Origin of the sequence: Nocardia sp. GP40 (assembly GCF_050434125.1) — a bacterium.
GTDB lineage: Bacteria > Actinomycetota > Actinomycetes > Mycobacteriales > Mycobacteriaceae > Nocardia > Nocardia albiluteola.
Genome location: NZ_JBNPVW010000007.1, coordinates 72,484 through 99,481, shown reverse-complemented (window position 1 = coordinate 99,481; position 26,998 = coordinate 72,484). Strand labels below are relative to the sequence as shown.

26 protein-coding genes are annotated in these 26,998 nt (G+C 66.5%); 20 read left to right on the top strand and 6 right to left on the bottom strand.

The features are described 5' to 3' along the window. The first annotated feature begins 82 nt into the window (after positions 1–82). The 14 genes from ABH933_RS22180 to mobF all read left to right on the top strand — a co-directional run bounded on the left by ABH933_RS22180 (position 83) and on the right by mobF (position 16,585). Complete coding sequence (locus ABH933_RS22180) at positions 83–292, top strand: hypothetical protein (RefSeq protein ID WP_429420139.1); 210 nt, start codon at positions 83–85, stop codon at positions 290–292. A gap of 357 nt (positions 293–649) precedes the next feature. Further along, positions 650–1,465 carry a hypothetical protein gene (locus ABH933_RS22175; protein WP_429420141.1) on the top strand — a complete coding sequence of 272 codons (816 nt, stop codon included), beginning with the start codon at positions 650–652 and terminating at the stop codon, positions 1,463–1,465. Between the two features lie 70 nt (positions 1,466–1,535). Next, a complete protein-coding gene (locus ABH933_RS22170) occupies positions 1,536–1,775 on the top strand; it encodes a hypothetical protein (protein ID WP_429420143.1) in 240 nt (79 codons plus the stop codon). Between the two features lie 54 nt (positions 1,776–1,829). After that, on the top strand, positions 1,830–2,639 hold the full coding sequence (locus ABH933_RS22165; RefSeq protein WP_429420145.1) for a hypothetical protein: 810 nt from the start codon (positions 1,830–1,832) through the stop codon (positions 2,637–2,639). Between the two features lie 173 nt (positions 2,640–2,812). After that, positions 2,813–3,442, top strand: a complete 630-nt coding sequence (locus ABH933_RS22160; RefSeq protein WP_429420148.1) for a hypothetical protein — start codon at positions 2,813–2,815, stop codon at positions 3,440–3,442. Positions 3,443–3,498: 56 nt separating this feature from the next. After that, positions 3,499–3,948, top strand: a complete 450-nt coding sequence (locus ABH933_RS22155) for a DUF4262 domain-containing protein (RefSeq protein WP_429420150.1) — start codon at positions 3,499–3,501, stop codon at positions 3,946–3,948. A gap of 900 nt (positions 3,949–4,848) precedes the next feature. Next, complete coding sequence (locus ABH933_RS22150) at positions 4,849–5,109, top strand: hypothetical protein (protein WP_429420152.1); 261 nt, start codon at positions 4,849–4,851, stop codon at positions 5,107–5,109. 415 nt (positions 5,110–5,524) lie between these two features. Further along, positions 5,525–6,016 (top strand): single-stranded DNA-binding protein, encoded by a 492-nt coding sequence (locus tag ABH933_RS22145; protein ID WP_429420154.1) that lies wholly within the window; start codon positions 5,525–5,527, stop codon positions 6,014–6,016. Between the two features lie 441 nt (positions 6,017–6,457). After that, entirely contained in the window at positions 6,458–7,537 is a 1,080-nt protein-coding gene (locus ABH933_RS22140; protein WP_429420156.1) for a hypothetical protein, read from the top strand. A gap of 106 nt (positions 7,538–7,643) precedes the next feature. Continuing rightward, the gene (locus ABH933_RS22135) at positions 7,644–7,958 is read left to right on the top strand and encodes a hypothetical protein (RefSeq protein ID WP_429420158.1); all 315 of its coding nucleotides are present in this window, start codon (positions 7,644–7,646) and stop codon (positions 7,956–7,958) included. Continuing rightward, complete coding sequence (locus ABH933_RS22130) at positions 7,955–8,200, top strand: hypothetical protein (RefSeq protein WP_429420160.1); 246 nt, start codon at positions 7,955–7,957, stop codon at positions 8,198–8,200. Before ABH933_RS22135 ends, ABH933_RS22130 begins: the two co-directional genes overlap by 4 nt. Positions 8,201–8,561: 361 nt before the next feature. Continuing rightward, positions 8,562–9,206 carry a hypothetical protein gene (locus ABH933_RS22125; protein WP_429420162.1) on the top strand — a complete coding sequence of 215 codons (645 nt, stop codon included), beginning with the start codon at positions 8,562–8,564 and terminating at the stop codon, positions 9,204–9,206. Between the two features lie 744 nt (positions 9,207–9,950). Beyond that, complete coding sequence (locus ABH933_RS22120; RefSeq protein WP_429420163.1) at positions 9,951–10,856, top strand: hypothetical protein; 906 nt, start codon at positions 9,951–9,953, stop codon at positions 10,854–10,856. A 587-nt stretch (positions 10,857–11,443) separates the two neighbouring features. Next, positions 11,444–16,585, top strand: a complete 5,142-nt coding sequence (gene mobF / locus ABH933_RS22115) for a MobF family relaxase (RefSeq protein WP_429420165.1) — start codon at positions 11,444–11,446, stop codon at positions 16,583–16,585. A 50-nt stretch (positions 16,586–16,635) separates the two neighbouring features. Here the strand turns inward: mobF and ABH933_RS22110 are convergent, their stop codons facing one another. The 3 genes from ABH933_RS22110 to ABH933_RS22100 form a co-directional block, all read right to left on the bottom strand. Beyond that, the gene (locus ABH933_RS22110; RefSeq protein WP_429420166.1) at positions 16,636–16,938 is read right to left on the bottom strand and encodes a DUF6907 domain-containing protein; all 303 of its coding nucleotides are present in this window, start codon (positions 16,936–16,938) and stop codon (positions 16,636–16,638) included. 162 nt (positions 16,939–17,100) lie between these two features. After that, a complete protein-coding gene (locus tag ABH933_RS22105; RefSeq protein ID WP_429420168.1) occupies positions 17,101–18,003 on the bottom strand; it encodes an IS5 family transposase in 903 nt (300 codons plus the stop codon). Between the two features lie 987 nt (positions 18,004–18,990). Beyond that, entirely contained in the window at positions 18,991–19,824 is an 834-nt protein-coding gene (locus ABH933_RS22100; protein ID WP_429420210.1) for an IS3 family transposase, read from the bottom strand. Positions 19,825–20,042: 218 nt separating this feature from the next. Here ABH933_RS22100 and ABH933_RS22095 point away from each other — a divergent pair, with 218 nt between their 5' ends. Next, complete coding sequence (locus ABH933_RS22095; protein WP_429429386.1) at positions 20,043–21,134, top strand: IS110 family transposase; 1,092 nt, start codon at positions 20,043–20,045, stop codon at positions 21,132–21,134. Between the two features lie 105 nt (positions 21,135–21,239). On the opposite strand, the gene ABH933_RS22090 is transcribed toward ABH933_RS22095, so the two are convergent. Further along, on the bottom strand, positions 21,240–21,536 hold the full coding sequence (locus ABH933_RS22090) for a transposase (protein ID WP_429428432.1): 297 nt from the start codon (positions 21,534–21,536) through the stop codon (positions 21,240–21,242). 90 nt (positions 21,537–21,626) lie between these two features. Here ABH933_RS22090 and ABH933_RS22085 point away from each other — a divergent pair, with 90 nt between their 5' ends. The 4 genes from ABH933_RS22085 (at position 21,627) to ABH933_RS22070 (ending at position 24,775) form a co-directional block, all read left to right on the top strand. Next, entirely contained in the window at positions 21,627–21,749 is a 123-nt protein-coding gene (locus ABH933_RS22085) for a hypothetical protein (RefSeq protein ID WP_429428434.1), read from the top strand. Between the two features lie 809 nt (positions 21,750–22,558). Further along, on the top strand, positions 22,559–23,308 hold the full coding sequence (locus ABH933_RS22080) for a HalD/BesD family halogenase (protein WP_429428436.1): 750 nt from the start codon (positions 22,559–22,561) through the stop codon (positions 23,306–23,308). A gap of 13 nt (positions 23,309–23,321) precedes the next feature. Beyond that, positions 23,322–24,113 (top strand): alpha/beta hydrolase, encoded by a 792-nt coding sequence (locus ABH933_RS22075; protein ID WP_429428437.1) that lies wholly within the window; start codon positions 23,322–23,324, stop codon positions 24,111–24,113. 23 nt (positions 24,114–24,136) lie between these two features. Beyond that, positions 24,137–24,775, top strand: coding sequence for an acyltransferase (locus ABH933_RS22070; protein WP_429428439.1), 639 nt, complete (start codon positions 24,137–24,139; stop codon positions 24,773–24,775). A 7-nt stretch (positions 24,776–24,782) separates the two neighbouring features. Here ABH933_RS22070 and ABH933_RS22065 read toward each other — a convergent pair whose 3' ends face one another. Beyond that, on the bottom strand, positions 24,783–25,517 hold the full coding sequence (locus ABH933_RS22065; protein WP_429428441.1) for a glycosyltransferase family 25 protein: 735 nt from the start codon (positions 25,515–25,517) through the stop codon (positions 24,783–24,785). Then, positions 25,514–26,716, bottom strand: coding sequence for a hypothetical protein (locus ABH933_RS22060; RefSeq protein ID WP_429428443.1), 1,203 nt, complete (start codon positions 26,714–26,716; stop codon positions 25,514–25,516). The genes ABH933_RS22065 and ABH933_RS22060 overlap by 4 nt, the downstream gene beginning before the upstream one ends. A gap of 113 nt (positions 26,717–26,829) precedes the next feature. Here ABH933_RS22060 and ABH933_RS22055 point away from each other — a divergent pair, with 113 nt between their 5' ends. Continuing rightward, positions 26,830–26,991 (top strand): hypothetical protein, encoded by a 162-nt coding sequence (locus ABH933_RS22055; protein ID WP_429428445.1) that lies wholly within the window; start codon positions 26,830–26,832, stop codon positions 26,989–26,991. Positions 26,992–26,998: the final 7 nt, after the last annotated feature.

Here is a 26,998-nt window from a genome sequence, read left to right as displayed (position 1 = left end):
CGTCCTGCTCGCTGGGGCCCACGCCCGTGTTCGAGCACTCAGCCAGCATGTACCCCGTCCGTCCTTCCGCCAGGAGTACGCCATGAGCGCCACACATGGTGCATCGCAATCGATCCCGTCCACGGTCTCCCCGGATGACCGGACCCCACCCGCACCCCTGAGCACCGAAGAGAAAGAGGAGCTGATGATGCTGGTCAAGACTCCCGACCTCACCCCTGCGCAAATCGAACGCATGATCGACCTATCCAGGCGTCATACAGCGGCCGCGATGACCACGATCCGGGACCGCTGACGCTCCTGGAACCTTCGATGCCACCGCACAGTCGAAGTACAGGTGACACCCCCGCAGAATTGTGTCGGTTGGTCGTGGACCGAGCGGGTTCGCCGAAACAACCAGTCTATGCCTGTACCCCGAGAGGAAACGCCGATCCCGCCGCGATCCGCACCATAGGATCCGGCAGCCCGCGCCCAACTCCGCGGCGTCCTGAACAATTCGGTCTCCGGAGGGAAGCAACGACTCCGATGGCCGAAATATCAACGGCCGGAACGTCATCCCGCGTCACGAGCGAATCAGCCCGGGGCTCCAAACCCGCGATGTGTTCGCTGTACCGCCTATTCACACCGACCTGGAGTAATTCTCATGCCTCACTTGTTCACTGCGTCCTGGATCGATGACTCCGAGGATGTCTGCGCGTTGGCGGACGGGGTCTTCGACGCGTGGGTCGAGGTGAAGTCCGACGCGGCGTACGGGTTTCTCCGGTCCTCCCGGCACACCTCCGAATCGCCTGGCCGGCTGTCGTTCCGGGCATGCCTGACCGAGACGCTGCGGGACGGCACCCGGGAGACGACAGAGGTCGCCGCGATGCGCAGCCGCGATCGGCTCGACGATTCGCCGTCGGGATGGCTCACGGTGGATGTGCACCGCAGCGGGCAGGATCTGCACGAGTATCTTCCGTCGCCGTGGCTGGTGCAAGAGTTGATCGCGCGCGGTGTGCGGCCACGGTTCGCGGGTGATCCGCTGTCGGTGTCGCCGATCATGGTCCGTGGCCGCGACGGGGGAGAAGCCTTGGCGGCGCGGGTGACCGAGTTCGAGCGCCGGATCCCGGTGGTCGTGCTCAGCAGCGAGCCCGAGTTGTTCGCGCGGTTACGGCGCGAACGCAGCAACCTGGCCGACATCGCCGCGGACACCGCGCGGTCGTGCGCGGGATTGGCGGCCGTGATTCTGGTCGATGAGGCCGCGCGCGCCCAGTTCAACGATGCCCTCGGGCCCGGCATGGCCCTCGCTCCGGGCGGGCTGCGGGTGTTCCGGCCCGACGCGGACCCTGCCGTGGACGCCGATGCGCGCCGGCACCCGCACCGCCGGGCCGAGACCTGGTATCCCCACCCGGCCGCAGCGCCCGGTTTCGTCGGTCGGCTGCTGGCCGCGGATGCTCTGATCGCCGCCCGCGCCACGGTCACGGTCTGAGTACCCGATCCGTTGCCGCCCGCCGCGCCCGCAGGCCGGTCCTGGGATGTGAGGATCGGAGTGAATCATCGTGATTCCGGCCGAGGTTCCCTTGGCGCTGCTGGCGCTCGGCGCCCTCGTCGCGGTCGTGGTTCTGGCCAGATTGCTGCGCGAGGACACCAGTAGGTGTGGTTGCGGCGCCGACACGCGCAGTCGATGCGGCGATCCTGTCGACGATCGCGATCGCGTGGTCATCGTGATCGTGCCGCACTGCGCCGCAGCGGGCCTCTGCGTCGTCGTCATGGCCGCGCCGGCACCGACTACCACCTGACCGGCGCCTATTCCGGTGTCCGGCCCTGTCTCCTATTCCGGGAAGGCACTGTTCATGGTTACCCTCGAAGAGCTGTACGAGACCGCCCGTCGCTGCCTGGACCCCGCGCCGTCGCCGCAGCCCATTCTCGCCGCCTCAGCGGTGGCCGATCTGATGGATGCCCTGCTCTGGCATGTCGCCTGGTCCGATCACCGCGACATCGATCGAGCCGGTCCCGCGCGCTCACGGCGCGGAGATATGGTGGATCCCGCGGCCGTGGTCGCAGTGATCGCGCGGGTGCTGATCCGCAGCGGGGTCACTCTCGGGCGGGCCGACGGCACCGTCATCGACGAGGTCGACCTCCACCTCGTTCGAGACCTCCCGATCCCGGCACGCCCCGCGGTGGCCGGGCAGTATGTCGTGGCGCGGGGCCGTCCGATCGCCGGGCACGCCGAGCCCGGCGACACGGTGCACTTCCTGGCACCCGACTGTCTCGACGAGGCCCCGTACCTGGTCCTGGAATCTTTTGAGGCTTCCCTGGCCGTCACCGCCGACGGCGGCGAGCCGCCGCTACTGCATTGCCTGGACCTGTACCGGTTGCGTGAACTGGACTCCGACCGGGAAATCCTCAGTGATCTCGCGGGCCGCGGGTGGGCTCACGCCGAGCTGTCCGCGCTTGCCGCCGATACCGACTTCTTCACCCTGGGCCGTAGTGCGCACACGCACGGCATGCCCCCGGTTCCGGTGCTCGATGCCAACGTCGTGCGCGCCTACAGCAGCCTGGTGCCCGCGCTCGGGGACTCCTTCGCGGCGCAACTCAAACATGACTGGCTCGACGGGTGGAGGTGGGGCGAGATGCTCAATCCGGGCTCGAGTCACCGGTGAGGATGCCCAACACGACCGGATCGTTGCGTCACCACTGGTTGTGGGGCCACTGACAGTGGTGGCCAAACCCCTAGACACGCAAGTGGTTTCAGCGATCTGATGGAGGCCTGGTTGTCGTCGCCGAGGCGGTGCACAGCCCGCCATCCTCCCTCGACGAACTGGAGTGACTCACCGTGTCCGACCACCTCGATTTCGGCTATCCCTTGGTCCCGGACCCGCACGGGGGCCTCCGCTCGGAGGTGACCGGGCACCGGGACGCGGCGTTGCGTCAGCTGCGCCTGGCCGGTGCCGGGGACGATGCGGCGTCCCGGCTCAGCGCTGCGACAGTTCATGCCCTGACCGCGTTGACGCTGCTGATCGCCGACGATCTCGAACCGAGCGACACCGACGCCACGATGCCCACGCCGACGATCATGCCGCGCAGCTCGCGGTACTCGGTGACCGTGTCGGTGTTCCACAACACGAACCCGGCCCCCGCGAGCACCGGCTATGCAGCCCACGGCGACGAGGTCATCGAGGTCTACGGCTACAGCGATCGCGATGTTCCCGACAGCGTGTCCGATCGCGACATCGTGGGGCGGGTGATCGGCTTGTTCGGCAGCCAGGCCGACCCGGTCGCGTATGGCGCCGATCACCGTGTCGCGAACTACCTCGATCGCGGCAACCGTGCCTTGGCGTGCGGCGACGTGATCGCGGTCGATCACCGCTACTACACCCTCACTGCCACCGGTCTTGCGCCGATCGGTCACCCCCACATGGCAGTTCCTGGATTGCCCCTGCCGACCGGCACCACACAGCTGTGAGCCGCGACGACCAGCGTAGGGCTGCGTGCTGCGGCCTCCTTCCGGAGAGATTCCGCGTGTGCTGGCTTTGCCCATATCAGGACCGCACCCTGGCCGACTATCTGACCGAGGTCGAGACGATCGTGGCCAATAAAGGCTGGCATATCCAGAGCATCACCGAGAGCCCGAACTCGTTCCCCATTGCCTACACCGTTGGGTTGACCCTCCAGCACCGGCCCGAACTCGTCATCACCGGCCTGCCAAACGGGCGTGCCGCGGACATCCTCACCGCGGCTGTCCAGTTGCCCGCCACGCTGACCGCTCCTGGACTACGGATGATGGTCGCGGGGCAGCCGGTGGAAACGGTCGCGGTTCTGACTCCCACACCCGGGTTGTTCGTCGCCGAAGCGCTCTACGGCCCGAACATCGAGGCCGTGCAGCTGGTTCACCCGAACCGCGATGGATCCTGGCCCTGGGACCCGCGATACTCGGGCCACCAGCCTCTGCTGGGTCTGCCGGCGCACTGACCGCTCCCACCACACCACTTGGTGCCCACGAGAAGGGACACCTATAGCCCCCTCGAGCATTGCCCTGACATCGTCGCGGTCTCCCGCCCTGCACGCCCGTGGGTTCCCGGTGATCGAGACCGCCGTCCTGGCCGGGCTGCCTCAGCGGGGGTGAATCTCGGTCGATGACCTCGCCGACGGGCTCGAACGATCCGCCCGCTCAGTGCTTGTGGTGTGGGACGAGCCCGATGGTGGTCTTTCGGGCCGAGGACCGGGACCGCCACGGCACCCTCCTCGGTGAGCCCAACTACGTCTGTAACGCGCTGTCCCGTCGGTGGCCGATGCGGTGGACACCCTCGCCGCGATCGCGTTCCACCAGAGCGCCCAGCCACGATTCCGTGCGGACACCACACCGACCTCGACGATCTCACCGCCCAGCTTCAGCATGCCGTGCGCTGACCCGTCTTCCGCTCGTCCCTTGATGAGAAGTATTCACCCACACCGCAAGTCGCGATCCGCATCGCGTGACCGCACCGCATCGTGTCCGGCACGGGACGACCGTCATTCGGTCCACGCCGTCGGGCGCAGCATCGGCGCGAATATCGGCCCGAGCGGGTGATTCTGATTCGAGGGAGTCCGAGATCGTGAATGTCATCGACTGTTTCCGTGGCGAGTTCTTTCTTGTCGAACTTCGCTGTGCACCCGGCTGTCTACGACGGGGGGGAATCGGTTCCGACTTTCCTGCGTCCTGATCCCGAGTACCTGGGGCGGACCGCATCTGGTCCGCCCCAGCAGGGTGTGCCCTGGCGAAGCCGAACACACGGTGCGGCCCGCTGGAGGACCAACACGACGTCGTCACCGGCTCCCGCCTGCGCGGATGATCCAGTTTTCTCCCCAGACGCCACTGTCGAATGAGGTCCAATGAGTGTCCAGGACACCGGCCGTCGCGGCCATCACGTCACCATCGATCTCAGTCCCGCACCGCACACGCTGGAGCTGAGGCTTTGCGGGGCTGGCCTTTTCAGTATCGACGCGCCCATCAAGACCAAACCCACCACCGAACCCGAGTTCCGCACCTGGCTCACCGAGGTTCTCACCGAGCATCTCGGTCACATCGTCGACCATCTCGCCACGATCTACCGCTGTGCTCAGGACAGTCCCGGCATTGAGCCACCCTTCTGAAGCCGGTCGAAGTATTACGTGGCTCTTGATCACTGTCAGTGCCTTCCTTATCGGCGTCCGACCCTCGGAATTAGTTGTGCCCGAAGCACACTGGCGTGATCACGACAACAGCGGACTATCGCCCCGCGATCCCGTACTGCGTCCGCAACGCATCACCGCGGACCTGCGGTGACCACGATCCGCCGTCTCGTGTCGTAGCTGCCAGATAGCTATTACGGCAGCCGGGCAGGTCCCAGCGGTAACGCTGTGATCCACAAGCGATCGCGCAGTGTGCGTATTCGCCGTCCTGGGCACCGTGATTCCCCTTGTTCGTCCCATCGCGGCGCGTTCCCTTGCGGACCGGCCGTGTGAGTTCGTCGCACCGATTTCCGGCGCGAATCCCCTTGTGCCGAAACATTATTGAAGGAGTGCTGTCATGGCTGAAGATACCTACATCACAATCATCGGGAACCTGACTGCGGATCCGGAGCTCCGGTTCACCCCCAGTGGTCAGGCCGTCACGAATTTCACTGTCGCGCAGACGCCGCGGATTTTCGACCGTACCACCAATTCGTGGCGGGACGGTGAGGCGCTGTTCATGCGGTGCAACATCTGGCGCGAGGCCGCGGAGAACGTTGCCGAGACCCTCGTGCGCGGCGCGCGGGTCATCGTCACCGGCAAGCTGGTCTCGCGGACGTGGGAGACCCGCGAGGGTGAGAAGCGCACCACCGTTGAGCTTCAGGTCATCGAGATGGGCCCGTCGTTGCGGTTCGCGACCGCGCAGGTCACCAAGATCACCCGCAACGGCGCATCGGCACAGTCGGCTCCGGCCGCAAGCGATGATCCGTGGCAGAACGGGAACGCCGCGCAGAGCCCCGTGCTCGCCGGAGTGGGAGCCCGAGCTCAGGACGACGAACCGCCGTTCTGATCGGCCCGCTGCCGACCCCTGGATGCTGGGCCCGCTCCCGCGAGAGCGGGCCCAGCGCCAAGCGCTGTGGTCGCGACTTCTCCTGGGGCTCGTTGCTTCCCTGCGTCGTTCGGCTCTGTGACAGACAAGGGAGGTGGTTGTGGAGGCCGGGCTGTTCGGCCGGCCGCTCGACCAGCCAGCCCGAGGGCTACCGGGTCACGGTGCCACGCCCGAGGGTCCGCGCCCGGCGCAACCGCATTTCCCGGCGCGACGCCCCAGCCTCCCGCTCACGTCGTGTGGTGTGCGCGGAAATCCGGCCGCGCACGCCCCGGCGCGTTCCCTCCAGCGCGGCACCACGACCCGGCCCAACGCCCCTCGGCTGGTCGAGCGACCAGCCGCCCATCCCTCCGGTATCTGCGTGTGCCGGAGGGGAGTTCGCTTTCCGTAGAAAGGACCTTTCCGATGTCGCAGTCCATGACGCTGACCGAAGCCATCACCGCCGCAGGCGGCCTGTTCGACGCCGGTGATCCGGCCGCTGCCCGCCGCCAATTCGCCCAGGCCATCGCCGAGATCGCCGCACCCGACGAAATCGCCCTGATGATGCAGATGGTGCGGATCTTCGAAGGCGACTTCTACGCCGTCGCACTGACCGACCTGCGCACCATGTGGAGTTCGCGCCCGCACGATCGGCACCTGCTCGAGCTGTGTGTCCCGCACAGCGACCCGCAGCTGTACTGCCCGCCCGCGTACACACCTCGCACGGTCCCGACCGAAGAATCCAGCGAACCGGTGACCACCGCGCGGGAGTCCGACTGGTTCGACGACACCGACCCGTCCGCCGGACCGCGGCGAGTGCGGCTCCAGCATCGGGACGAGTTCTACCGTCGGCCCAGCAAGGCCACCAAGGACGCCGCGTCGACCGACTCGCAGCGACTCGAGGCCCTGCGTGCTGCTCGGCGGCCGTGGGTCGAGGAGCGGCGGGAGGTACTCGAGTACTTCGCCACCCGCTACATGCAGGACGACGACCCGGAGCACCTGCCGGTGCGTGACGACACCGACACACCGGCGACCAAGCCCGCCTACGCGGTTCAGCGCGACGTGCCGGTGGGCTACGGGATCGACTTCGACAAGGCGGCCATGTACCCGGTCATCGGGTGGCGGTGCGTGTCATGCTTCCTCGAACGCGCCGTCGCCGACGCGCACCCGCTCGATCCTCGCACCGGTGAGCGCCGCAGCGACGACGGCCTGTGCGACAGCTGCCGCGACGCCGCGATGCCCGGCATCCCGGCACTGGATCCCGGATACAGCTGGGACGACGAGGTTCTGGCGTTCTGCTGCCACCTCACGCTCACCTACCCGGCCGCAGCGAAGGCGCTGCTGCGTGAGCAGTACCGGCGCTCACCACAGCATGTGCGGGACGTGATCGAGGCCTGGGTCCTTGCCCACCCGGAACCGATGAACAACTGGGACCCGTCCGGCTCGGCCCAGGCCGACGACGATCACCCGGCCGTGGACGAGTCGTTGCTGACCCCCGCAGCCTGACCTGCTCACCCCGTCCGGCCGTCCCGCACCCTCGGGACGGCCGGACGGCCCGCGGCTTTGAACCAGCCGCTACGACACCGAACCCACACCAGAAGGGGACCCGCCCATGGACATCACCGGTAACGCTCCCGCCGCGCCCGAATCTTCTTCTGCGACAGGAGGGATCGTCTGGTACGACTCCCAGACTCGCACTCTCACGCTGTGGCTGGACGAGGAACGCACCGACACCGATGTCGTACCGCAGGACACTCCAGAAGCGGTCGATGCCGTGCTCGCCCACCGCGGCTGGGCCCGGCACAGCGGCTTCGCGTTCGCTGCCGACTCCGACACCGTCCGCTACGCCGCCATCGGCCCGATCCCCGACTCGGCTCCCACCGGGCCCATCAGTTCGGCGACATCGTCTCCGGCGGCTGCCCGGTGAGCGCCGCACCCGAGGTGGCCGAACCTGAGCCCACCGAACTCGCCGTCGAGGCCGCCCTGCGCCGCGCCCACCGAGCGCTCGGCGACGCGGCCTACCTGATCACGACCGCCAACGGGCAGGACGTTGCCCGGGTATACGGGTGGTTGTTGGACAACGCATTCCAAGCGGTGGAAACCCTGCTGGTCGTCCGCGCGGGCGATCGCGCGCGCACCGCCGCCCGGTTCGGGCCCACAGCCCGATAGCCGCCTTGGGCCGTTAGGTGTGTCGGCGCGGCAAGCACGAAGGCTTGCCACTCGTAACCTTCCGGGTTCGCGTGGCCGGTCAAGACCGCGCCGACACCGCGTCCGATCGGCACAGGGACAGTAACAACCCGCGACCGGACGCTCACCGCCACTGTAGACGCCGCACTCCAGGGGCGTCCCGGACCAGCCGGGAACACCGGAACCTGGCCGCGTTCTTCTCGGACGCGCGTCCCGCGCACGCTCGTCCGCAGACGCGTCGTCCGATGCTCTCGGCGCACGAGGCGCATCGACCCGGCATCGTCATTGGACGCGTACCGCCCGCGGCACACCCGAGCACACCACCGATGCAAGGACGCGGCCGGTGCGCGTCAAAGCTATCGGTTTTCATTGTCGGATCAGTATTCGAAGCGAGGAGTTTGCAATGGTGGCGTATCGCGGGAAAACCGATTGCACATCCAGCCGATGCAAACGAATCCGGTACAGCGCCCCGGATGGCTCGATGATTTCCCGATGTTTCGACTGGCACTGCTGCTACTGCCACGGCCTCGCTGACGCTCTGGGCGTGTGTTTCGACCGCTGCTCCCGTTACCAAACCGCCGAACAGCAATTCGTGGCCACGGTCGAGCTCGTCCATGCTCCTGATGCCGTCAGCGCGACACCTATTCCTCGCCGGGTTCGTATTCTGTTGAATCACCGTCATGCCAGGATCTACGGGTACCGGGCTTCCGATGTGCTGCGCGAAGTGCATTCCTACGACGAGGACCCGAGCCCCGGCACTGTCGATGATCCGTCGCTGCCCGCTGATTTACCGCTGATTCGGCGGAGTTTCGAGCGATTCAATATCGGCACCGATCGACATGCGCATCAGTATTTCCGTGCACGAAATCGGTCACTGTCCATCGGCGACGTTATCGCGATCGACGACCGCTACTATGCCTGCACGGAAACCGAATGGATCCCGATCGGCACACCCGCGAATATCGTCGCACTTGAGCTGTACCCGTAGTCCAGGCGATTCGTTGAGCCATTGCGACGACGGCACAGTCCGGCCACTGCCTGCGCGAAAATGTCAGGTCAGGACATGGTTCGTGCCGCTGCGCGGGCGTAGCCGCCCGCGTCCGACGCCTGCGGCGTCGTGCCCGTTCGGGGCGCGCCCGCATTGTGTCGATGCCGCCCCTCCAGCTCAAGTTTTCATCGCGGCCCGCGCCCGGCGCACACGAATTTCCCGGCGCGACGTTCTCCCCGCCGCCTCACGTCGACCTGTGATCGCGGGAAATTCGCATGCGCACGCCCCGGCGCGTTCCGCCACGAAAACTTGACCCCGGAGCCTCTGCGGCACCGGGCGCAGGCGCTAACCGGGCAGGACGGGGGCCTGCCCGTCATGGGCGCAGCCGCGCCCCGAACGGGCAAAACAGCCCGCTCACCTCAGCGTGTGAACACCCGGAAAAGCCGAAATTCAGACCGTTCACCAATGGCGTAATTCACGCGAAATTCATTCATTCCCGACGTCGAATATCAATTATTCTCGCCGATTACAGACTAGAATCGAAGCTGAATAAAGCAATCCGGGAAGGTCAAGCCCGGATTGCACGCCGAAACAGTAACCGGAGGGTCTGAAACCATGCCCGTCGCAGTAACCGCACCTGCGGAACAAACACCGACCGTCGCAGAGATAACGCATATCGCCGATCTCGTCGGAGCAGGCCAGATAGCGCGCGCACGAGAAATTGCAGGCGAAACACTGGACCGGGTGAGCCCCGCGCAACGCTGGGTAATAACCCACTGCGTACGCATCCTCGAAATGTACCCGTACGTCACTGCCCGCCGTAAACTCGTCTCCCTCGCGCGGATGAACCCCGCCGACGCCGCACTCATCGCACAGTGCACACCCACCCAAGACCCGCGTACCTACCGCCCGGACGCAGCCACCCCCAAGGACGCAGCCCCGGACGCACCGGTCCGGACGCGCTACACGACGCCCCGACAGGCCACCGCCCGCGACGCGCGTCGTATCCGGGGAGACGCCCAGGCCGGAGCGTACTTGGCCGAACGCGGCCCCGAGCCCACCGAGAACCGGATACCCGACGAACCACCCGCCGGATATCAACACGATTTCGATTATCTGGCCGCCCACGAAATACGCGGGTTGCCGTGCGTGTGCTGCTTCTGCGAACGCTCGCAACGCGACAAACAGAAGAAAGACGGACTGTGCGGCGAATGCCGTTCCCGCCGCCGCCCCGGATTCCTGACCATGGCCCACGGCCGACCCGTCCCGGTGACCACACTCGAGGAGTACTTAGCCGCGTGGTGCATCACCATCGCGATACGCCACCCCAAGCCCGCACGGGGAATCTTGCGCCACCGCTGGCAGCTCTCGAGCCCCAGCGCCCGAGCCGTCATCGCAGACGCAGCCCAGACCTACCTACCGCCCCAGGAGACCGCCGCGCCACCCCGGCCCACGCCCGAACCCGCCCCAACCGTCATGCTCAACACCCAGGACTCAGGGGGTGAGGAGAACCCCCGGGGGCCGGGCGGAATATCTTCCGACACCGATATTCTCGCCCGAAACGACGGATTCATCGACGAAATCCGAGACCGCACGCTCACCGTCGAGATTCCCGCCAGCGCGCCGCAGTCCCAGCCCGCCGCCGCGTAGGCCGCACGGTCCGGCGGACTCGCGCGCGTCGACCCCCGCCGGACCGAAAGCCGACACCCACCCGCACCCCCCAACCCACACGCCCACCACTCACCAGCCCAGACCACACCGACCATTCATACGCACCCAAACACACTCATCTCTCACCCCATCCACACCCAATTTTTTTCACCACATACCTCTTGCATTCAGGTCACGAAACAGTAACGTCCGCAACAGGTTTCGCCCGGACGAAACCGTTTACGCAGGTCCGAAGCGCGACGAATTACGGATGATCACCACTGGTCGTGGGGCCACTGACAGTGGCGGCCAAATGCGTAGACGTGCACCATATTTCGCGCCTGTCATGAATCTGTAGACAGCAGAATTCCTCGCTTGCATCGCTCGGCACAACCGGCCCTGCGGCCGGCGCTGAGCCGTGCGGTGAAGCGCCGCAACCACATCGACACACCGTCCTTCCGATGGTGGTGCAACCCCGCTGATTACCGGCTCATCGCCCCGACGGCAGCACCATGTGCTCCGGCGCCGGATCGTGTCGGTTGCGATCGGGCGGGACGAAATCCCCAGTGCACCAGGGGTGCGTGGTCATGACCGCGACCATCCACAAGCTGGTGGCCGGATCCGGATACACGTATCTGACCAAGCAGGTGGCCAAGAACGACGCGACCACTCTGGGGAAAACCTCCCTCGACGACTACTACTCCGCGCGCGGGGAGTCGCCCGGGCAGTGGATGGGGGCCGGGCTGGCCGCGCTCGGGATCGAGCCGGGCGCGGAGGTGACCGAGGCCCAGATGCGGGCGCTGTTCGGCGAGGGACGCCACCCCAACGCCGACGCCATGCAGAAGGCGATCCTCGAGGAGCAACTCGACCTCGGCGCCGATCGCGAACTCGCTCGCGCGGTGGCGTTGAAGGCCACCGAGCTCGGCCTGCCGTATCGGATCCCGAAGCCCAACAGCGAATTCCGCAAAAACTGCGCCGTTGCATACGGCGAATACAACCAGGCACGCGACATGCCCTGGGAGGCGCGGATCGACGATGCGGAGCGCGCGCGGATCCGCACCGAAATCGCCCGGGAGATGTTCACCGCCGAATTCGAGCGCCCACCCGCGAACGATCGCGAGTTGTCCGGGTGGGTCGCACGGAACTCCCGCAACGTTCCCACCGCGGTCGCCGGGTTCGATATCACCTTTTCCCCGGTCAAGAGCGTCTCGACCCTGTGGGCCGTGGCGCCACGCAAGATAGCTCAGACGATCGAGGCCGCGCATCACGCCGCCGTCCGCGATGCCCTGGCCTATCTCGAGAAACACGTCGCCCGCACCCGCCTCGGCGCCAACGGCGTAGCCCAGGTCGACGTGGAAGGCCTGGTAGTGGCCGCATTCGATCACCGCGACAGTCGTGCCGGAGATCCCGATCTGCACACGCATTTCGTCATCGCCAATCGGGTCATGACCGCCGATGGGCTGTGGCGCACCCTGGACGGCCGCATGCTGTATCGGTCGCTGGTCACGGTGTCGGAGATCTACAACACCCGCCTGGAAATGCACCTGCAGTCCACGCTGGGCCTGGAATTCGCCGAACGCCCCAACGGCGATCCTCGCAAACGCGCGGTTCGCGAAATCGTCGGTGTCGCACCGGAACTGAACCGCCGCTGGTCGCGCCGCGACGAGGTGATCGTGGCCAGGCTGGGGGAACTGTCCACGGCATTTCAGCTCGAACACGGACGTGAACCCACCGCCGAGGAAAGCTACCGCCTGTCCCAACGCGCGATCCTGGAAACCCGCGACCCGAAACACGACCCCCGCAGCCTGGCCGAGCAACGCGCCGCGTGGCGGGCCGAAGCCCGGGAACTGCTCGGCGGCGACGAAGGCATCGCCGCCATGGTCGCCGCGGCCCTGCACCCCACCCGGGCGCCACGACCGGTGATCACACCGCAATGGATCGCTGCCCTCGCCGACGAGGTGATCGACACGGTGTCGCTGTCGCGGGCGACGTGGCAGGCCACCCACGTCCGCTCGGAAGTGGAGCGACGCGTCCGCGGCCAGATCGCCCCCGACGAATGGGACACGGTGACCACGGACGTCATGGCCGCCGCGCTGCATCCGGATCGGTCGATACCCCGGCGCGAACCGGACCTGTTCGAGGACCCCGAACCGCTCCAGCGGCGCTCCGGCGCCTCCGTGTTCACCGTCGAGGGCGCCACCCAGTACACGTGCGCCGCGGTACTGGACGCCGAGTACCGCCTCGTCGCCGCCGCGAAACAGTCCGGCGGGCGCACCCTGTCCCGGACCACGGTCGATATCGCATTGCTCGAGTTCGACATCAACAACAACCCCGACAACACCGACGACCGCAAACTCACCGCCGGACAAATCGACCTCGTGCGCGGATTCGCTCTGTCCGGCAAGCGATTCGAACTCGCCATCGCCCCAGCCGGCACCGGAAAAACCACCGCGATGCAAGTGCTGGCCAACGCCTGGCGGTCCGAGGGCGGCCGCGTGCTGGGCCTGGCGCCCACCGCCAGCGCCGCGGCGGTCCTTGGCCAGGACATCCACGCCCCGGTCAACACCATCGACAAACTCACCCACACCCTCGATGCCGTGCTCGCCGACGGGGGTGCCAACACTGTTGTGCCGCAATGGATGTACGACATCGGGACCGGCACCTTGGTCATCATCGACGAGATCGGCAAAGCCGGCACCCGCCACCTCGACCACGCCGTCACCTGGCTCCTCTCGCGCGGTGCCACGGTCCGGGGGATCGGGGACGACCAACAGTTGACCTCCGTCGCGGCCGGCGGTGTCGTACGCGATATCGCCGAAACCGTCGGCGCGCTGAGCCTCTCGCACGTGATCCGGTTTCCCGACCGCACCGAAGGCGCCGCCTCGCTCGCGCTACGTGAGGGCGACCCCGCCGCGATCGCGTTCTACCTGGACAAACAACGCGTCCACAGCGGTGACACCGCCACCGTCGCCGACCTGGCCTACACCGCCTGGAACCGTGACCGCGCCGCGGGCAAGGACGCAGTGATGCTCGCACCCACCCACGAGCTGGTACAGCAGCTCAACCAACGCGCCCGCACCGACCGGCTCGCCGCCGACCACACCAACCCCGCACCTGAGCAGGAGGTGCATCTGGCCGACGGGCTCCATGCCTCGGTCGGCGATGTCATCTGCACCCGCAGAAACGACTCGCGGTTACAGCTGGCCGGAAACGACTACGTCCGCAACGGCTACCGGTGGCGGGTACTCGAGATCCACGCCGACGGCAGCCTCACCGCCTCCCACCTCGCCTCGCACCGCCGGGTCCGGCTCCCGTCCGGCTACCTCACCACCGACACCACCCTGGGCTACGCCTCGACCATCGACACCGCCCAAGGCGTCACCGCCGGCACCTGCCACGCCGTATTCACCCCGTCCATGTCCCGCAACCAGCTGTATGTCGCTGCGACCCGCGGTAAACACGCCAACTGCTGGTATGTGGCGACCACCCAGGACGGGACCGAGTTGTCGCTGCTCACCGATATCGCTGCCGCTCCACCTACCGCGGTGGACATCCTCATCGAGATCCTGGGCCGGGACGGATCCCAGAAATCGGCCACCACCCGACAACGCGACGCATTCAACCCCCACACCCGCCTCGGCCCACTCACCGACGCCTACACCCACGCGCTCGGCACCGCCGCAGAACACACCGCAGGACCCGAGACCATGGCCGCGATCGACACCGGCGCCGAAACCCTCCACCCCGGCCTGACCGGCGCGAAAGCCTGGCCGACCTTGCGCAAACATCTGGCCCTCCTGGCCATCGACGGTCGTGACCCTGTCGCGGAGCTGGCCGCCGCGATCGCCGAGCGCCCACTGGAAGACGACCCCGACAACCCCGCCAGGGACCCGGCCGCGGTCCTGGACTGGCGATTGGACGAAACCGGCGCCCACAGCGCGAAACCCGGGCCGCTCCCGTGGCTGCCCGGCATCCCCGACGCCCTACGCTCGGACCCCCTGTTCGGGCCCAGCCTCACCCGCCGCGCCGCACGCATCGGCGAACTCGCCGACCACATCGGCCGCGACGCCGCCGCATGGACATCCGCCACAGCTCCACTCTGGGCCAGGCCCCTAGCGGAGCACCATCTGGCCCTGCTCGCCGACCTTGCGGTCTGGCGCGCGGCCCACCGGGTCGCCGATATCGACCGACGCCCGACCGGCCCAGACCGCTACCGCATCGTCGAACGCCGCCACCAACGTCGCCTCGACCAGCGCGTCACCCAGATCCTGGGCGGCCTCAACCGTGGCGCGGCCCGATGGACACCCACCGCCGAGCAGATCGACAACAGGATCAGCGCCGACCCCTTCTGGCCGGTCTTCGCCGAGCGCCTCGATCTCGCCGACCGCGCCGGCCTGGACGTCGAGGCACTCCTGCACCACGCCGCCGCCCAGGCGCCGTTGCCCGACGAACTTCCGGCCGCCGCGTTGTGGTGGCGCCTACACGACCGGATCGGGGCCGCCAGCCTCGACACCACCACTCCAGCAGGGCAGCGTCTGCGGCCCGAATGGGCCAGCTGCCTGCCGACGCTCCTGGGACCCGACACCGCCGAGCACGTCATGAACTCCGCGGCGTGGCCGCACCTGGTCGCCGCCGTCGAGGAAGCGGACCCCGAGACCTGGCCACCGGAAACACTGCTGGCCACCGCCGTGGACCTGCTGACAAGCAACCAACCCGGCGACCTGAGCCAGCTGCGCCCCGACGAGATCGCCACCGCCGTGGCCTGGCGGGTGGAAGCCATCCACCGCCACACCGACCTCGGGCCCGACACGCTACCGCCCGAACCGGTCGACCCCGAACTCGCTGAACCCGAGCCCGAACTCGTCGACATCCTCGTCGAACCCGAACCGCAACGCCCACAGCACACTGCTCCCAACACCGCAGACACCGCCCCGCACACCCGGCCACTGCCGCCCACACTCCCGGACGATCCCGAGCCGGCACCGACCAACCCACTGCGGCAGATGCCCACCGCCGACCTGACAGAACACATTCGACAACTACAGTCCAGAATCGCCGCGGCCCACAGCGGCACGACAACCAGCGCCATGCCGAAAGCGGCGACCGCAGCCGAGCAGTACGAAACCCGCCGGGCCAATCTCGATCGCGCCCATCACACGATCCTCGCCGCTCGCGGCGCCGCGGAGGCCCGACGCGCGGCAGATACCGCAGTCACCGCAGCCCGGGACCGCATCGAGCAACTACGCGCCGAGGCGGCCACCGGCCGGCGCAGCACGCGGCACGCTGCCACGGCCGCGCTCGAAGAAGCGCTCGACACCCTACGCAGATCAGAGACCGTCGCAACGACAGCACGGACCGCGCACACCGAAGCCCACCGTGTCGCCGTACTCGCCGCAGGCCCACCCAGCGAATGGGACCGGATCGTGCGCGAGGCCACCGACCCACAACACCGCGCGGCAGTTCTCGCCGCCGCCCACCTCACCGACGCACAACACCGCGAGCATCAACGCCGCAGCAAGCAACGTGCTACCGACGACCTCACCCGCCTGGAACAACAACTCGCACAAGCCCACACCGAACAACAACGACGCAACGCCCTATCCTCCGAGCAACGTGCCGCCGAAGACCGGGATCGCCACCCGGCGGCCCCCCAGGACCCGCCACCGCTCACACCGCCGACCGCAGACCCCTCCATCCCACCCGACCGTGCCGACGACCTTGAGCTCTGACCCACCCACGGCGGACCAATCTGCGGTAACCGCCAGTCACCGGCGCCAACTCACATATCGGCCTGAACGCTTTGCGACTCCAGCACAGCCGCGAGCTTGCGTGCCTCGCGCGGGCTCAGATCGAAACCGGGGTGGTCACTGATCGTCACGTCAAGATGAGCAGGTCCAGGACAGTCCTCAGCAGTCTGCGACCACGCCGCCAGCCGCACCGTCAATACGTCGGGAACATCCGATCGTGCGCTGCAACTCAATTCCAGAACCGCTGGTGGCCCGTAATGCATCAGCCCGTCCAGAGGATCTTCCGGCAGAACGGTGTGCCCGACACACCAACTCGGGCAGCGAAGAATCCTCACCTGACCACGCCTTCCAAAACCCCGTGCAAGACCGGCGTCGGCGCACGTCAACAACTTTCGTACGCAGGGTAACATTGTCCCGCGACCGGCCCAGGCCCTCAAAAATCCGGGCCGCTGCTAGGGCGTGTTTTAGAAGTGGTGAGGGCGGGCTGGTGCCCGCCCTCACCCGTGTCGTAGCCATTGGTTGATGGCAGCGATGTGCAGGACGGCTTGGTAGCGGACGGCGAGTTTGTCGAATCGTGTTGCCACGGCACGGTTCTCCTTCAACTGACCGATCCCGCACTCAACCGCGTGACGAGCCTTGTACCGCTCGGCGTCGAACACCGGTGGCCGCCCACCGGCAGAACCCTTCTTCTTCCGATTGGCGGCCTGGTCCGTCTTGACCGGGATCGTCGCGGTGATCGCTCGCCGGCGCAGATAGGAGCGGTTGGCGCGCGAGCTGTATGCCTTGTCCGCGAGGGCTTCCTCCGGGCGAGTCCGCGGCCGCCCCTTGCCCAGGCGGGGCACCGAAATCGCTTCGAGCACTGCGGTGAATTGCGGGCAGTCCGCCCGCTGCCCGGCCGTCAGCAGCAGCGACAGCACCTTGCGGCCCTGCTCGCACGCCAGATGAGTCTTGGTGGTCCACCCACCGCGGGACCGCCCCAGCGCGTGATCGGCAGGCTCGGTATCGACCCCGCCGGGCGGCTCGACCTGCCGGTCACCGTCGTGACGAGCCCCAGCCGCGTGCCGATGCGCCCGCACGATGGTGGAGTCCACACTCACCCGCCAGACGATGCGGCCGGTGGCATCGGCGAACGCCTGCAGCATCTTCCAGATCAACGCCCACACTCCCGCACGCTGCCAGCGACGGAACAGCCCGTAGATCGTCTGCCAGCAGCCATACCGTGCGGGCACGTCCCGCCACGGGGTCCCGCACCGGACTCGCCACCGGATACCATCGATGAGCTGCCGTTTCGTCCATTTCGGCGGGCGTCCCGCCTTCTTACCGCGGGGCAACAGCGGCACCAGGCGCTCCCACTGGGCGTCGGTCAGGTCCGCTCGCCCCGCTACAGCTACGCTGCTCACGAGGTCTCCGGTATTCGTTCTGCTTGGTCGCTGAACTACTTACCGGAGACCTCACTCGTATCCGGCTACCGACACACCAACGCCGACAACATCATTCAATCAACACACACTGGTGTGCGCCGCGCAGCGGCGCACACCAGCCACTCACTTCTAAAACACGGGCTAGTGCCAACACTCGCAACCCGGCGCCATCTGCGCAGACCTCGGCACGCGGCAGGAAGTTGGCTTGGTGAGGCGGTATTCAGTGCTTTACGCGGACGGCCGCTCGCCGCTGCAGTTGACTAATCTAATCGACTTGTCCCGGCCTATGCGCTGCCCGGGGGCACGCCAGACCGAGAATATCCGGAATATTCGGGTGGGGCACTCGACGCAGAGTCACTCGCATCGGGCGCCGAACGCGGTCACGAACACGGCGGCATACAGCGGCAGCAGCCGCGCCTGGGGGTTGGTCGGTGCGGGTGCCGCGTGCGGTGCTCATCACGATTTTTTGGTGCGCGGCAGCGGGTTCGGTAGCCAACGCGGTGAGCAGGATGTGCAGCGGGGTGCCGGCGATGAAGTCGATCAGCTTGCGCAGCAGCAGTCGGGTGAGGACATACTCGGTCAGGTAACTGCGCTCGCCGCAGTCCAAGCCGCCTACCACTTTGCGACTCTGACCCTCATGCACCCGAAACGATGAAGTCAGCCAAAGGTCAAGATATTGCTCGACGACCCCGGAGCCGGCGTCGGTAGTCCTGCAAGCCTCAAGTCAGCACGGGATGATTGGGTGGAGCCGATACCGGACGATGCCGCGATCCCTCCGGCCATCGACCCGCTCGCAACCCCGGACAGGTTTTCGCCATCGGCCAGCATTCCGCCGACCAAGGCGATCTATTGGAGTGGTTGCGTTAGTCGGTTCGCTTGCGCTGCTGTTGTACCTGCGGTGGCGGAGGCAACGGTGACGTCACTGGGGCCAGTTCTGTCAATCCCCTCGAAGCGTGGAGGGTTCCTTTATGCGGCCTCGTCTCGTGACAGGGCTGCGGCGGCCGCTGCGCGAACGGCGGCCATGTGGGTCTCGTAGTTGATCGGGGACATGCCGCCGCAGAGGCTGTGGCGGCGGATCGGGTTGTAGAACCCGGTGATCCAGGTGACGATCTTCAGCGCCGCCTCGGTGCGGGTGCGGAAGCGGTGACGGTGCACGAACTCGACCTTCAGCAGCGAGTTGAACGATTCCGCGGGCGAGTTGTCCAGGGCCGAGGCGACCCGGCCCATCGACTGCACGATCCCCAGCCGCCGGCACAGGGCGTTCGTCGCCGAAGCGGTGTATTCGCTGCCGCGGTCGGAGTGGAAGATCACCCCGTCGATCGTGTCGAACCCGCCTCGGGTCGCCGATGCCATTCGTAGTGCCGCGCACGTTAATTCGGCATCATGGTGGGCGCTGGTGGCGTAGCCGAGCAGGCGGCCGGAGAACCGGTCCTCCACCGTCGCGAGATACAGTTTCCCCTCGGCGGTGGGGATTTCGGTCACATCGCCGCACCACAGCACGTCCGCGGCGATGGCGGTGAACTGCCGGCGCACCAGATCCGGCGCCGCGGCCCGCTTCCCCTGCCGGGTCGTGGAACCGCGTGGCCGTTTGACTATCCTTGCCACCCAACCTTTTTCAGCCATGATCTTGGCTACGGTGTTGTCGGACACCTGCCAGTCGTGGTCGCGCAGTTCGTCGCCGATGCGGGGGCTGCCGTAGGTGGCGCCGGAGTCGTCGAACACCTTCTTGATCGCTGCGGTCAAGTCCCCGCGGCGCTGCTGCCTCGGTGTCGGCTCCCGTTCGTTCCACTTGTAGAACAGTAAGAATGATCACGAGTCGGCCGGGCGGGCGTGACCCGTTGTAGAACCGGCCCGCAGGGTGCCCTGACGTGGATCCGTCCGTCCGCCCGGCCGACTCGCTCACCGCGCCGGTCGACGCGGACGGGTCGTGGCCCGATAGGGGCTTGCTCGATGCTCATTACTGTTCTGCCCGGTCCTCGCCCACGTCGCAGCGCGCACTGTCGATTTCAGGAGGATGTGTGCAGCAGGGTCATCAGGCCGAGGCGACGGTCAGCAACGTCGGCGGCGTGGACACCCACAAGGACCACCACGTGGCCGCGGTTGTCGATCCAGTGGGGCGCCCGGTGGCCACCGAGTCGTTCCGCAACGATCGCAGCGGACACCAACAGCTGGCGGCCTGGCTGACTTCGCACGGACCGGTTGTGCGGGTCGGGGTGGAAGGAACCGGTTCCTACGGCGCCGAGCTGTCTCGCACACTGCGCCAGTCCGGGCTGGCGGTGATCGAGGTCAATCGACCCAACCGGCAACGTCGTCGACGACACGGCAAGAACGACACCATCGATGCGATCGGCGCGGCCATGGCGGTGCTGTCCAGGGAGGCGACTGCCATCCCGAAGCTTGCCGACGGGCCCGTCGAGTCGCTTCGCATGGTGCGACTGGCCAGGCGCAGTGCCGTCAAAGCCCGCACCCAGGCCCTGAATCAGTTCCAGGCGATCCTCGACACCGCCGCATCCGCAGTGCGCGAAGAACTTTCGGGCCTGTCGGTTGCTCGAGCAGTCGAACGAGCCGCCCAGTTCCGGCCCGGCAATCTCACCGACCCCCGCGACAGCGCCCGCTGGGTGCTGGCGCGACTCGCGCGGCGAATCCAGCACCTGAACACCGAGATCGGCGAGTTCGACACCGAGCAACGTCGGCTCGTCTCAGCGGCCTCGGCAGGCCGCGATCTACTCGCTCGACCCGGCATCGGGCCGGAAACAGCCGCTGCTCTGCTTTGCGTTGCCGGCGACAACCCCGACCGGATGCACAGCGAAGCGTCATTCGCCGCGCTGTGCGGTGTTTCACCTGTCGAGGCGTCCTCGGGCCGCAGCAACCGTCACCGGCTCAATCTCGGCGGCGACCGCCGCGCTAATAACGCCCTGTGGTGGATCGTGATCACCCGCATCCGGACCGATCAGCAAACGCGGTCCTTTCTCCAACGTCGCACTGCCGCAGGCAAATCTAAGAAAGACACCATCCGCGTCCTCAAACGCTACGTCGCCAGAGAGGTCTACCGCACGATCCGGCGTGCCACCGCCGGTTCGTTTGCCAATCCGGCGCAGGTCGCACCTTGACACGACATAGGGGCATCCACGACTCGCACACCTCCAGGGCGCGGCACGTCACAGCATGCGGGACACCGTGTTCGGTCCTCTGGGAGGCGATGAACCGGGCCACGCTCACCTGGTCGCCTCCTTCACCCACAGGACCACCGATCGTTTGAGCACGTCGCGCTCCATCGCCAGCTCGGCGTTCTCCCGCCGCAACCGCAGCAGTTCCTCGCGCTCGGACTCGCTGACCCGACCACCGGCCTCAGCGGCCCGCTGCTGCCGGTCCCGGGCCACCCAGGTCGTCAGCGTGCCCTCGTTGACCCCCAGCTCACGGGCCACCTGCGCGACCGGACGCCCGGTCTCCCGCACGATCCGGACCGCGCCCTCCCGGAACTCCTGATCGAACTTCCGTCTCTTCTCCGCCATCTGGCCTTTCCTTTATGGTCAGGCCTCCACGGTACGAGGGGAATCACAGTTCTTCAGCCATGAGGCATGGCAGCGGAGGAGATCGCTCACTTGACGTTGGATCCCCCAATCGTCCAGGTCGTCCGGGGCGAGGCCGGCATCCAGAAGTGCTTCGCGGTCGATGGAGTCATCCATGATCCGTTGGACGCGGGACGATTGCTGACGGTGACGTAGGCGATGTGACTGAGCTCTGAGTGTCCTCAACAGATTGCCTTTGTCGCGGCTCTGGTTGACGCGCGCGACGAAAAAGTGCTGCTAGTGCGTGAATGATCTCTGGCCGCCTCTCGGGAGGAGCGCCCCGTAAGGCAACGACACTCACGATGACCATGGCGACAGCGAACGACATAGCGCCGCAAGCCGAAACAAGTGCGACCGTTGTACCAGCGTCCATCCGAAGTTGGTGCCTCTCTCTGGTCGAGAGGGCATCGGCTAGCCTCAGCTCGACCAGATCGTAATCTGGTTGAACCAAGGTCCAGCCGACGACTCCAGATTGGCCCTTTTTAGGGGTTACCAACCCGGCAACGGGATCTTGAAAGTACGACTTTCAGTCCGCAGCAGTATCCTTTGAGGAACGCATCGCATCCAGTCGCAGGAATTGATATGTGAGCACTTGCTCCTAAAGACTCTGGGACAATCCCCTGAGTCAGCCTCTGCGAGGAGAGTACGCGCATACTCCACAAACCACAAACCATGACTCGCTGCTGGCGGCCACATGTGGCTGGGTGTCGCTGTAGGACAGCGGGTTCGAGGTTCCTTGAGGTGGGGGTTGCATCGGCAGTTTGAGAGAGGGAAGGATGCGCTCCGGGCGGCCCGTTGATGCGGTGGCCGGGGCGGATATCGCCACTCCGTTCTCGACGCTAGTGTCGTGATGGCCATCGCCATGCTGCGGGATTCCGGCAGTGGAACAATGGAATTCGTCATCGGTTCCAGGCCGGGATCGTTCGGCGGTAGTCGACGCGTGGTCGGATGGGGAGGGACGTGGCATGAACGAGGTGCCGGGGTTCGTCGGAACGCATACGCCACGCAATGCATACTCCGGTGCGGTCGAACTAGCCGCGGCCCGGAATGCCTTGGAGCGGTGGGGATGTGCGGTAGTGACCTGCCTGCTTCCGTGGGAGGTTCGGTTCGCGGTGGCCGAGGAGGCTATCAGACTCGTGGAGCGGGCGGGGATTCGCCGGGACTTGGTGGTTGCCGAGACCGGGGCGACGCCGAGGCGGATGCGGAACGTGACACGGGCGCAGATCGTGGAGCGCGGTTCGGTGATTCCGCAGTTGTATGAGTCAGCTGCGGTCACCTCGGTGGTTGAGCAAGTGGTGAGACGCGCGGTGTTCCGATGTCCGTACGAGCCAGAGCAGTTCGTGATCACTCGATTGGAGGCAGCTGGGGATACACACGGATGGCATTGGGACGATTACAGTTTCGCGCTGGTGTGGGTTGCCGAGTGCCCGCCCGAGGACGACGGTGGTTTCGTCGAATATGTGCCGGATACTGTGTGGGACAAGCGGAGTCCGGACGTTGAGACGATTCTCGTGGGACAGTCGGTACATCGGCTCGCGGTGGGCGCGGGCGAGGTGTATCTGATGAGGACGAACACGACCCTGCATCGGGTGTATCCGATCCGGCGGGGGCGGCGGACGATTGTGAACATGGCGTTCGCGGTGGCCGAGGAATTGTGCGCGGAGGTTTCGCACGAGACGATGGACACTCTGTGGGCGACATCCGGAATCGAGTGAACGGAGCTGGTCAGTGCAACAGGTCGAGGTGATCTCGATCGACGGGATTCGACTGGAGGCCGCGGTCGATACGGCAGCCGGGCCGGTCCGGCGTGGCGTCGTGGTGCTGGTCCACGGGATCACGGTCGATATGAACGAGGGCGGTGGCATGTTCGTGCGGCTGGCGGGCCAGCTGGCCGTGGCGGGGTTCGACGTGGTGCGGTTCTCGTTCAGGGGGCACGGCGGCAGCGGAGGGACACAGCGGGGGGTCACGATCGCGGGAGAGTGCCTGGACGTGCAGGCGGTGATCGAGTGGGTTCGCGCGCGTTACGCGGGACCGCTGTCGATCGTGGCGGCAAGTTTCGGAGCCGTATCCGCGTTGCTGTCACTGTCGTGGCTAGAGGAGCAGTTGCGCACTTTGGTGTTGTGGAACCCGGTGCTGGACCTTCGGCGAACCTTTCTCGATCCTGAACTGCCTTGGGGGTTGAGTAATTTTGGGTTGAAGCAGCAGAAGCATCTGCAGGACAACGGGTTCCTGGTAGTTGATGGCGAATTTGAGCTTGGGCGTGTACTTTTCGGTGAGTTCGAGGTGTACCAGCCAGCCGAGGAATTAAAGTACGCCGAGTTTCCTGCGTTGGTGGTACACGGCGACCGGGATGCTGCGGTGTCGTATCCGATCGCCGCCGACGTGGCGCAGAGCCGACGGAATACGGTGTTGCATACGGTGGCGGGTTCAGATCACGGGTTCGATTCGCGGGAACGTGAGGACGAGGCGATCTCGGTGACGGTCGCCTGGCTGATCGAGCGGTCGGCTCCTGCGTCGTGAATCTTGCCGGGTTGTATGGTCCGGTGCAGTTCGGCACCGACGTGATCGTGGGCGAGCAGTGCGTGTTCGGGTATCCGAGGGAAGCGCGGATCCGCGCGGCCCAGCAGGGATGCGCAACGGCTGGCGATTCGGTCATGGTCGGAGATCGGTCGGTGCTGTTCAACCAGATCACGATCTACGAGGGGACGGTCATAGCCGCAGACTGCGTGTTGGAGGACCGTGCACGGTTGGGCTACGGCTGCGAGATCGGAGAGCGCACACGGCTGGTCCACGGCGCCTACCTTTGCGACCGGGTGCAGGTCGGCGCCGAGGCGTGTGTGGCCGGATTCGTCTGTGACGCTGCGGTGATCGGCGATCGTTCGACGGTGATGGGTGAGCTCGTGCACGAATACACGCGCCCGGATCTGGGCTGGTGGGGTGTCGACGAGGCGTCCCCGGTCGTCGAGGCGGACTCGGTGGTGGGATTCGGTGCCCGGGTAGTCGGCGGGGTGCGGATCGGCCCATGCAGCTACGTCGCTGCGGGTGCGATCGTCACGAAAGATGTTCCGCCGCAGCATATTGTGACCGGGACCAATATGCTGACCCCGATCGCGCAGTGGCGTGGGGAACGACTCGGCCCGCTGATCGGACACTGGATGTCTCGGCACACTGGGGACAGTTGATCACGCCTTACGGTTCGACGAAGTCGGATGCCTCGGTGTCACTGCCAGCCTCGGACTTCGGTCGCTGCGTGACCAGCGGCGGATCGAAGGCCAAGGCTGTCAAGTGTGGCGGGAATCGCGCATGGACATCTGGGCGAGGGTGCGGGTGGTACATCGCGGGCAGGAACTCATCGACCGGGATGACGGCCTCAGTGAGGCCCATGGCCAGCAGGTCGGATAATGCCGGGCGTGTGAGGAGGTAGCCGTAGCTGCAGTGGCTGTAGCCGGGATTTGCGAACCCGGGCAGCGATGCGGGCTGGTCGGGTTCGAGGGGGTAGCGGCCGAGGTAGAGCAGATCGAATGGGACGCTGCGCTGTTCGAGTTCGCTCAAGCCGTCCAGGAGGCGGTCCAGGAAGCATGATTCGAGGACTGCGTCATCTTCCAGGATCGCGACGTACGAGGCTGTGGTGTGTTCGGCGGCGTGCATCCAGCAGGCCAAATGTGTGAGGGTGCAACCTATTTCACCGTATTTCAGGGGCCGGTTCCACCAGGGATTGTCGGAGTCGATCTGCCAGTCGAACAGTTTGACGCCTGCGGCTTGGAGCGCGGGGAGGGTGAGGTCGTGTCCGTCGACGGTGAGGCCGAGGTCCGAGGTGTATCGCACTGGCAGGTTGGCCGGTAGCTGGGCCTGGATCCAGGCGCGGCGGTCCGGGCGGCGTGGCAGATTCACGACATAGGTCGCGATGTCCTCGGGCCGGGTCACCGGGTGGTGGCCGTTGAGCGGGTGCCGGCGAGGTGGCGTTTGGTGTTGTCGACGAGGACTCCCCAGTTCTGGCCCACTGCCCGGGATATCAGGAGCAGGGGCTCGACGGCGTCGAGGGCGGCGACATCGGTAATACCGCCGACGCGGCGGGCCTCGGTCACCAGGACGAAGTCGTCGTTGCCGACATGGTCGGTGATGTAGTGGGCGTTGGCGGGCCCGTCCTTGCCGTCGAGCAGGCAGCGGGCCGCGCCGAGTACTCCGAGGGTGAGGCAGCCGCCGAGCAGGAACACCGCGGTGCCCTGCACGGTCAGGCGGGTGAATACGACCAGATCCTCGATCAGTTCGTTGCGGGCGGTCCATCGGGGAGCCAGGACCAGGTCGTCCAGCTCGGGCAGTACCAGCGGGTCGTCCTGGCCCAGCTGGTGCGGTTCGAAGTGAAATGGTAACTGCGGCAGGAACTCCCGATATTTGGCGTTCCAGGGCGGCCCGCCGATCACCACGAGGCCGTCGGCGTGGGTGTCGTAGTGTTCCGAGGGTGCGAAGTCGCGGACCACGACGGTCGGGGTGAGCTGCGCCAGGCGGGTGCGGACGAAGATCAGGGTATCTAGATCCGCGAATTTCGCGTATCGCAGGTAGTTGCGGTCGGCCGGTGAGGCGTACTCGGGACGCTCATCGTGAGGGATTTCGGAGCAGACGATATCGACCCGAGCCTGCGGTTTGAGCTGCCAGAAATCGCGTAGCACGGCGGCTGGTTCCTGGAGGCGGGCAGCGCCCTTGTGATCCGGTGCGGGCGGCTGCTCTCGGCCAACGGGTGGCGTGAGCAGGAGGTAGGCGAGGGTGTCCAGCGCGCGGGTCGCATGTCGGCGCACGGTCTTGGATGCACATTTCCGCCGGGCCGCCAGCGATTCCTGACGATCGGTGAGGGTGGGAAAGCGATGTTCGGGCAGCAGGTTGAAATCGACCTGCGCGCAGAGGCGTTCGTCGTCGGAGAGCTGGTCGATCGCCGCCTCGATGGTCGAGGTCAGCGCCGCGATCTGTTCCGCGGAACCAGGCTCATACGTGCGACCGTGGCACAGGTAAGCCCGCAGCGGCTCGTCCAGGGCGGTGAGCAACGTGGTCGGGCGGCCGAGGGCGTGCCCTTGGCGCAGCCTGACCAGGCACTCCTTCACGTGATCGATCGTCGGCGGGCTGAGGGCCATCTGTCCAGAATATGTCCACCCGCTGCGGGGTGTGACGCCGACTTCCCGTCCTGGACACGCGGTGCGATGTCCAGCATCTGTCCGGCTGTCCACACATTCGACCGGTAGTAGGGATGGCCAGCGTGGTGGCAGCGCTGGAGACTCAGGATGTACTGCCACCTGAAACATGTTTGGAGGGAGGGAAAGTCATGGACGAGATTGCCGCTGTCGTCGTCGAGGACTACGAGTCGCCAGGGGTCGAGACCAAGCTCATCATCAGCCGTCAATGCAACTGACGAACGC

Coding starts and splice junctions, on each gene's coding strand:
- ABH933_RS22180 (WP_429420139.1), top strand. CDS start 83: ATGAGCGCCACACATGGTGCATCGCAATCGATCCCGTCCACGGTCTCC.
- ABH933_RS22165 (WP_429420145.1), top strand. CDS start 1,830: ATGGTTACCCTCGAAGAGCTGTACGAGACCGCCCGTCGCTGCCTGGAC.
- ABH933_RS22150 (WP_429420152.1), top strand. CDS start 4,849: ATGAGTGTCCAGGACACCGGCCGTCGCGGCCATCACGTCACCATCGAT.
- ABH933_RS22145 (WP_429420154.1), top strand. CDS start 5,525: ATGGCTGAAGATACCTACATCACAATCATCGGGAACCTGACTGCGGAT.
- ABH933_RS22140 (WP_429420156.1), top strand. CDS start 6,458: ATGTCGCAGTCCATGACGCTGACCGAAGCCATCACCGCCGCAGGCGGC.
- ABH933_RS22135 (WP_429420158.1), top strand. CDS start 7,644: ATGGACATCACCGGTAACGCTCCCGCCGCGCCCGAATCTTCTTCTGCG.
- mobF (WP_429420165.1), top strand. CDS start 11,444: ATGACCGCGACCATCCACAAGCTGGTGGCCGGATCCGGATACACGTAT.
- ABH933_RS22090 (WP_429428432.1), bottom strand. CDS start 21,536: ATGGCGGAGAAGAGACGGAAGTTCGATCAGGAGTTCCGGGAGGGCGCG.
- ABH933_RS22080 (WP_429428436.1), top strand. CDS start 22,559: ATGAACGAGGTGCCGGGGTTCGTCGGAACGCATACGCCACGCAATGCA.
- ABH933_RS22060 (WP_429428443.1), bottom strand. CDS start 26,716: ATGGCCCTCAGCCCGCCGACGATCGATCACGTGAAGGAGTGCCTGGTC.
- ABH933_RS22055 (WP_429428445.1), top strand. CDS start 26,830: ATGGCCAGCGTGGTGGCAGCGCTGGAGACTCAGGATGTACTGCCACCT.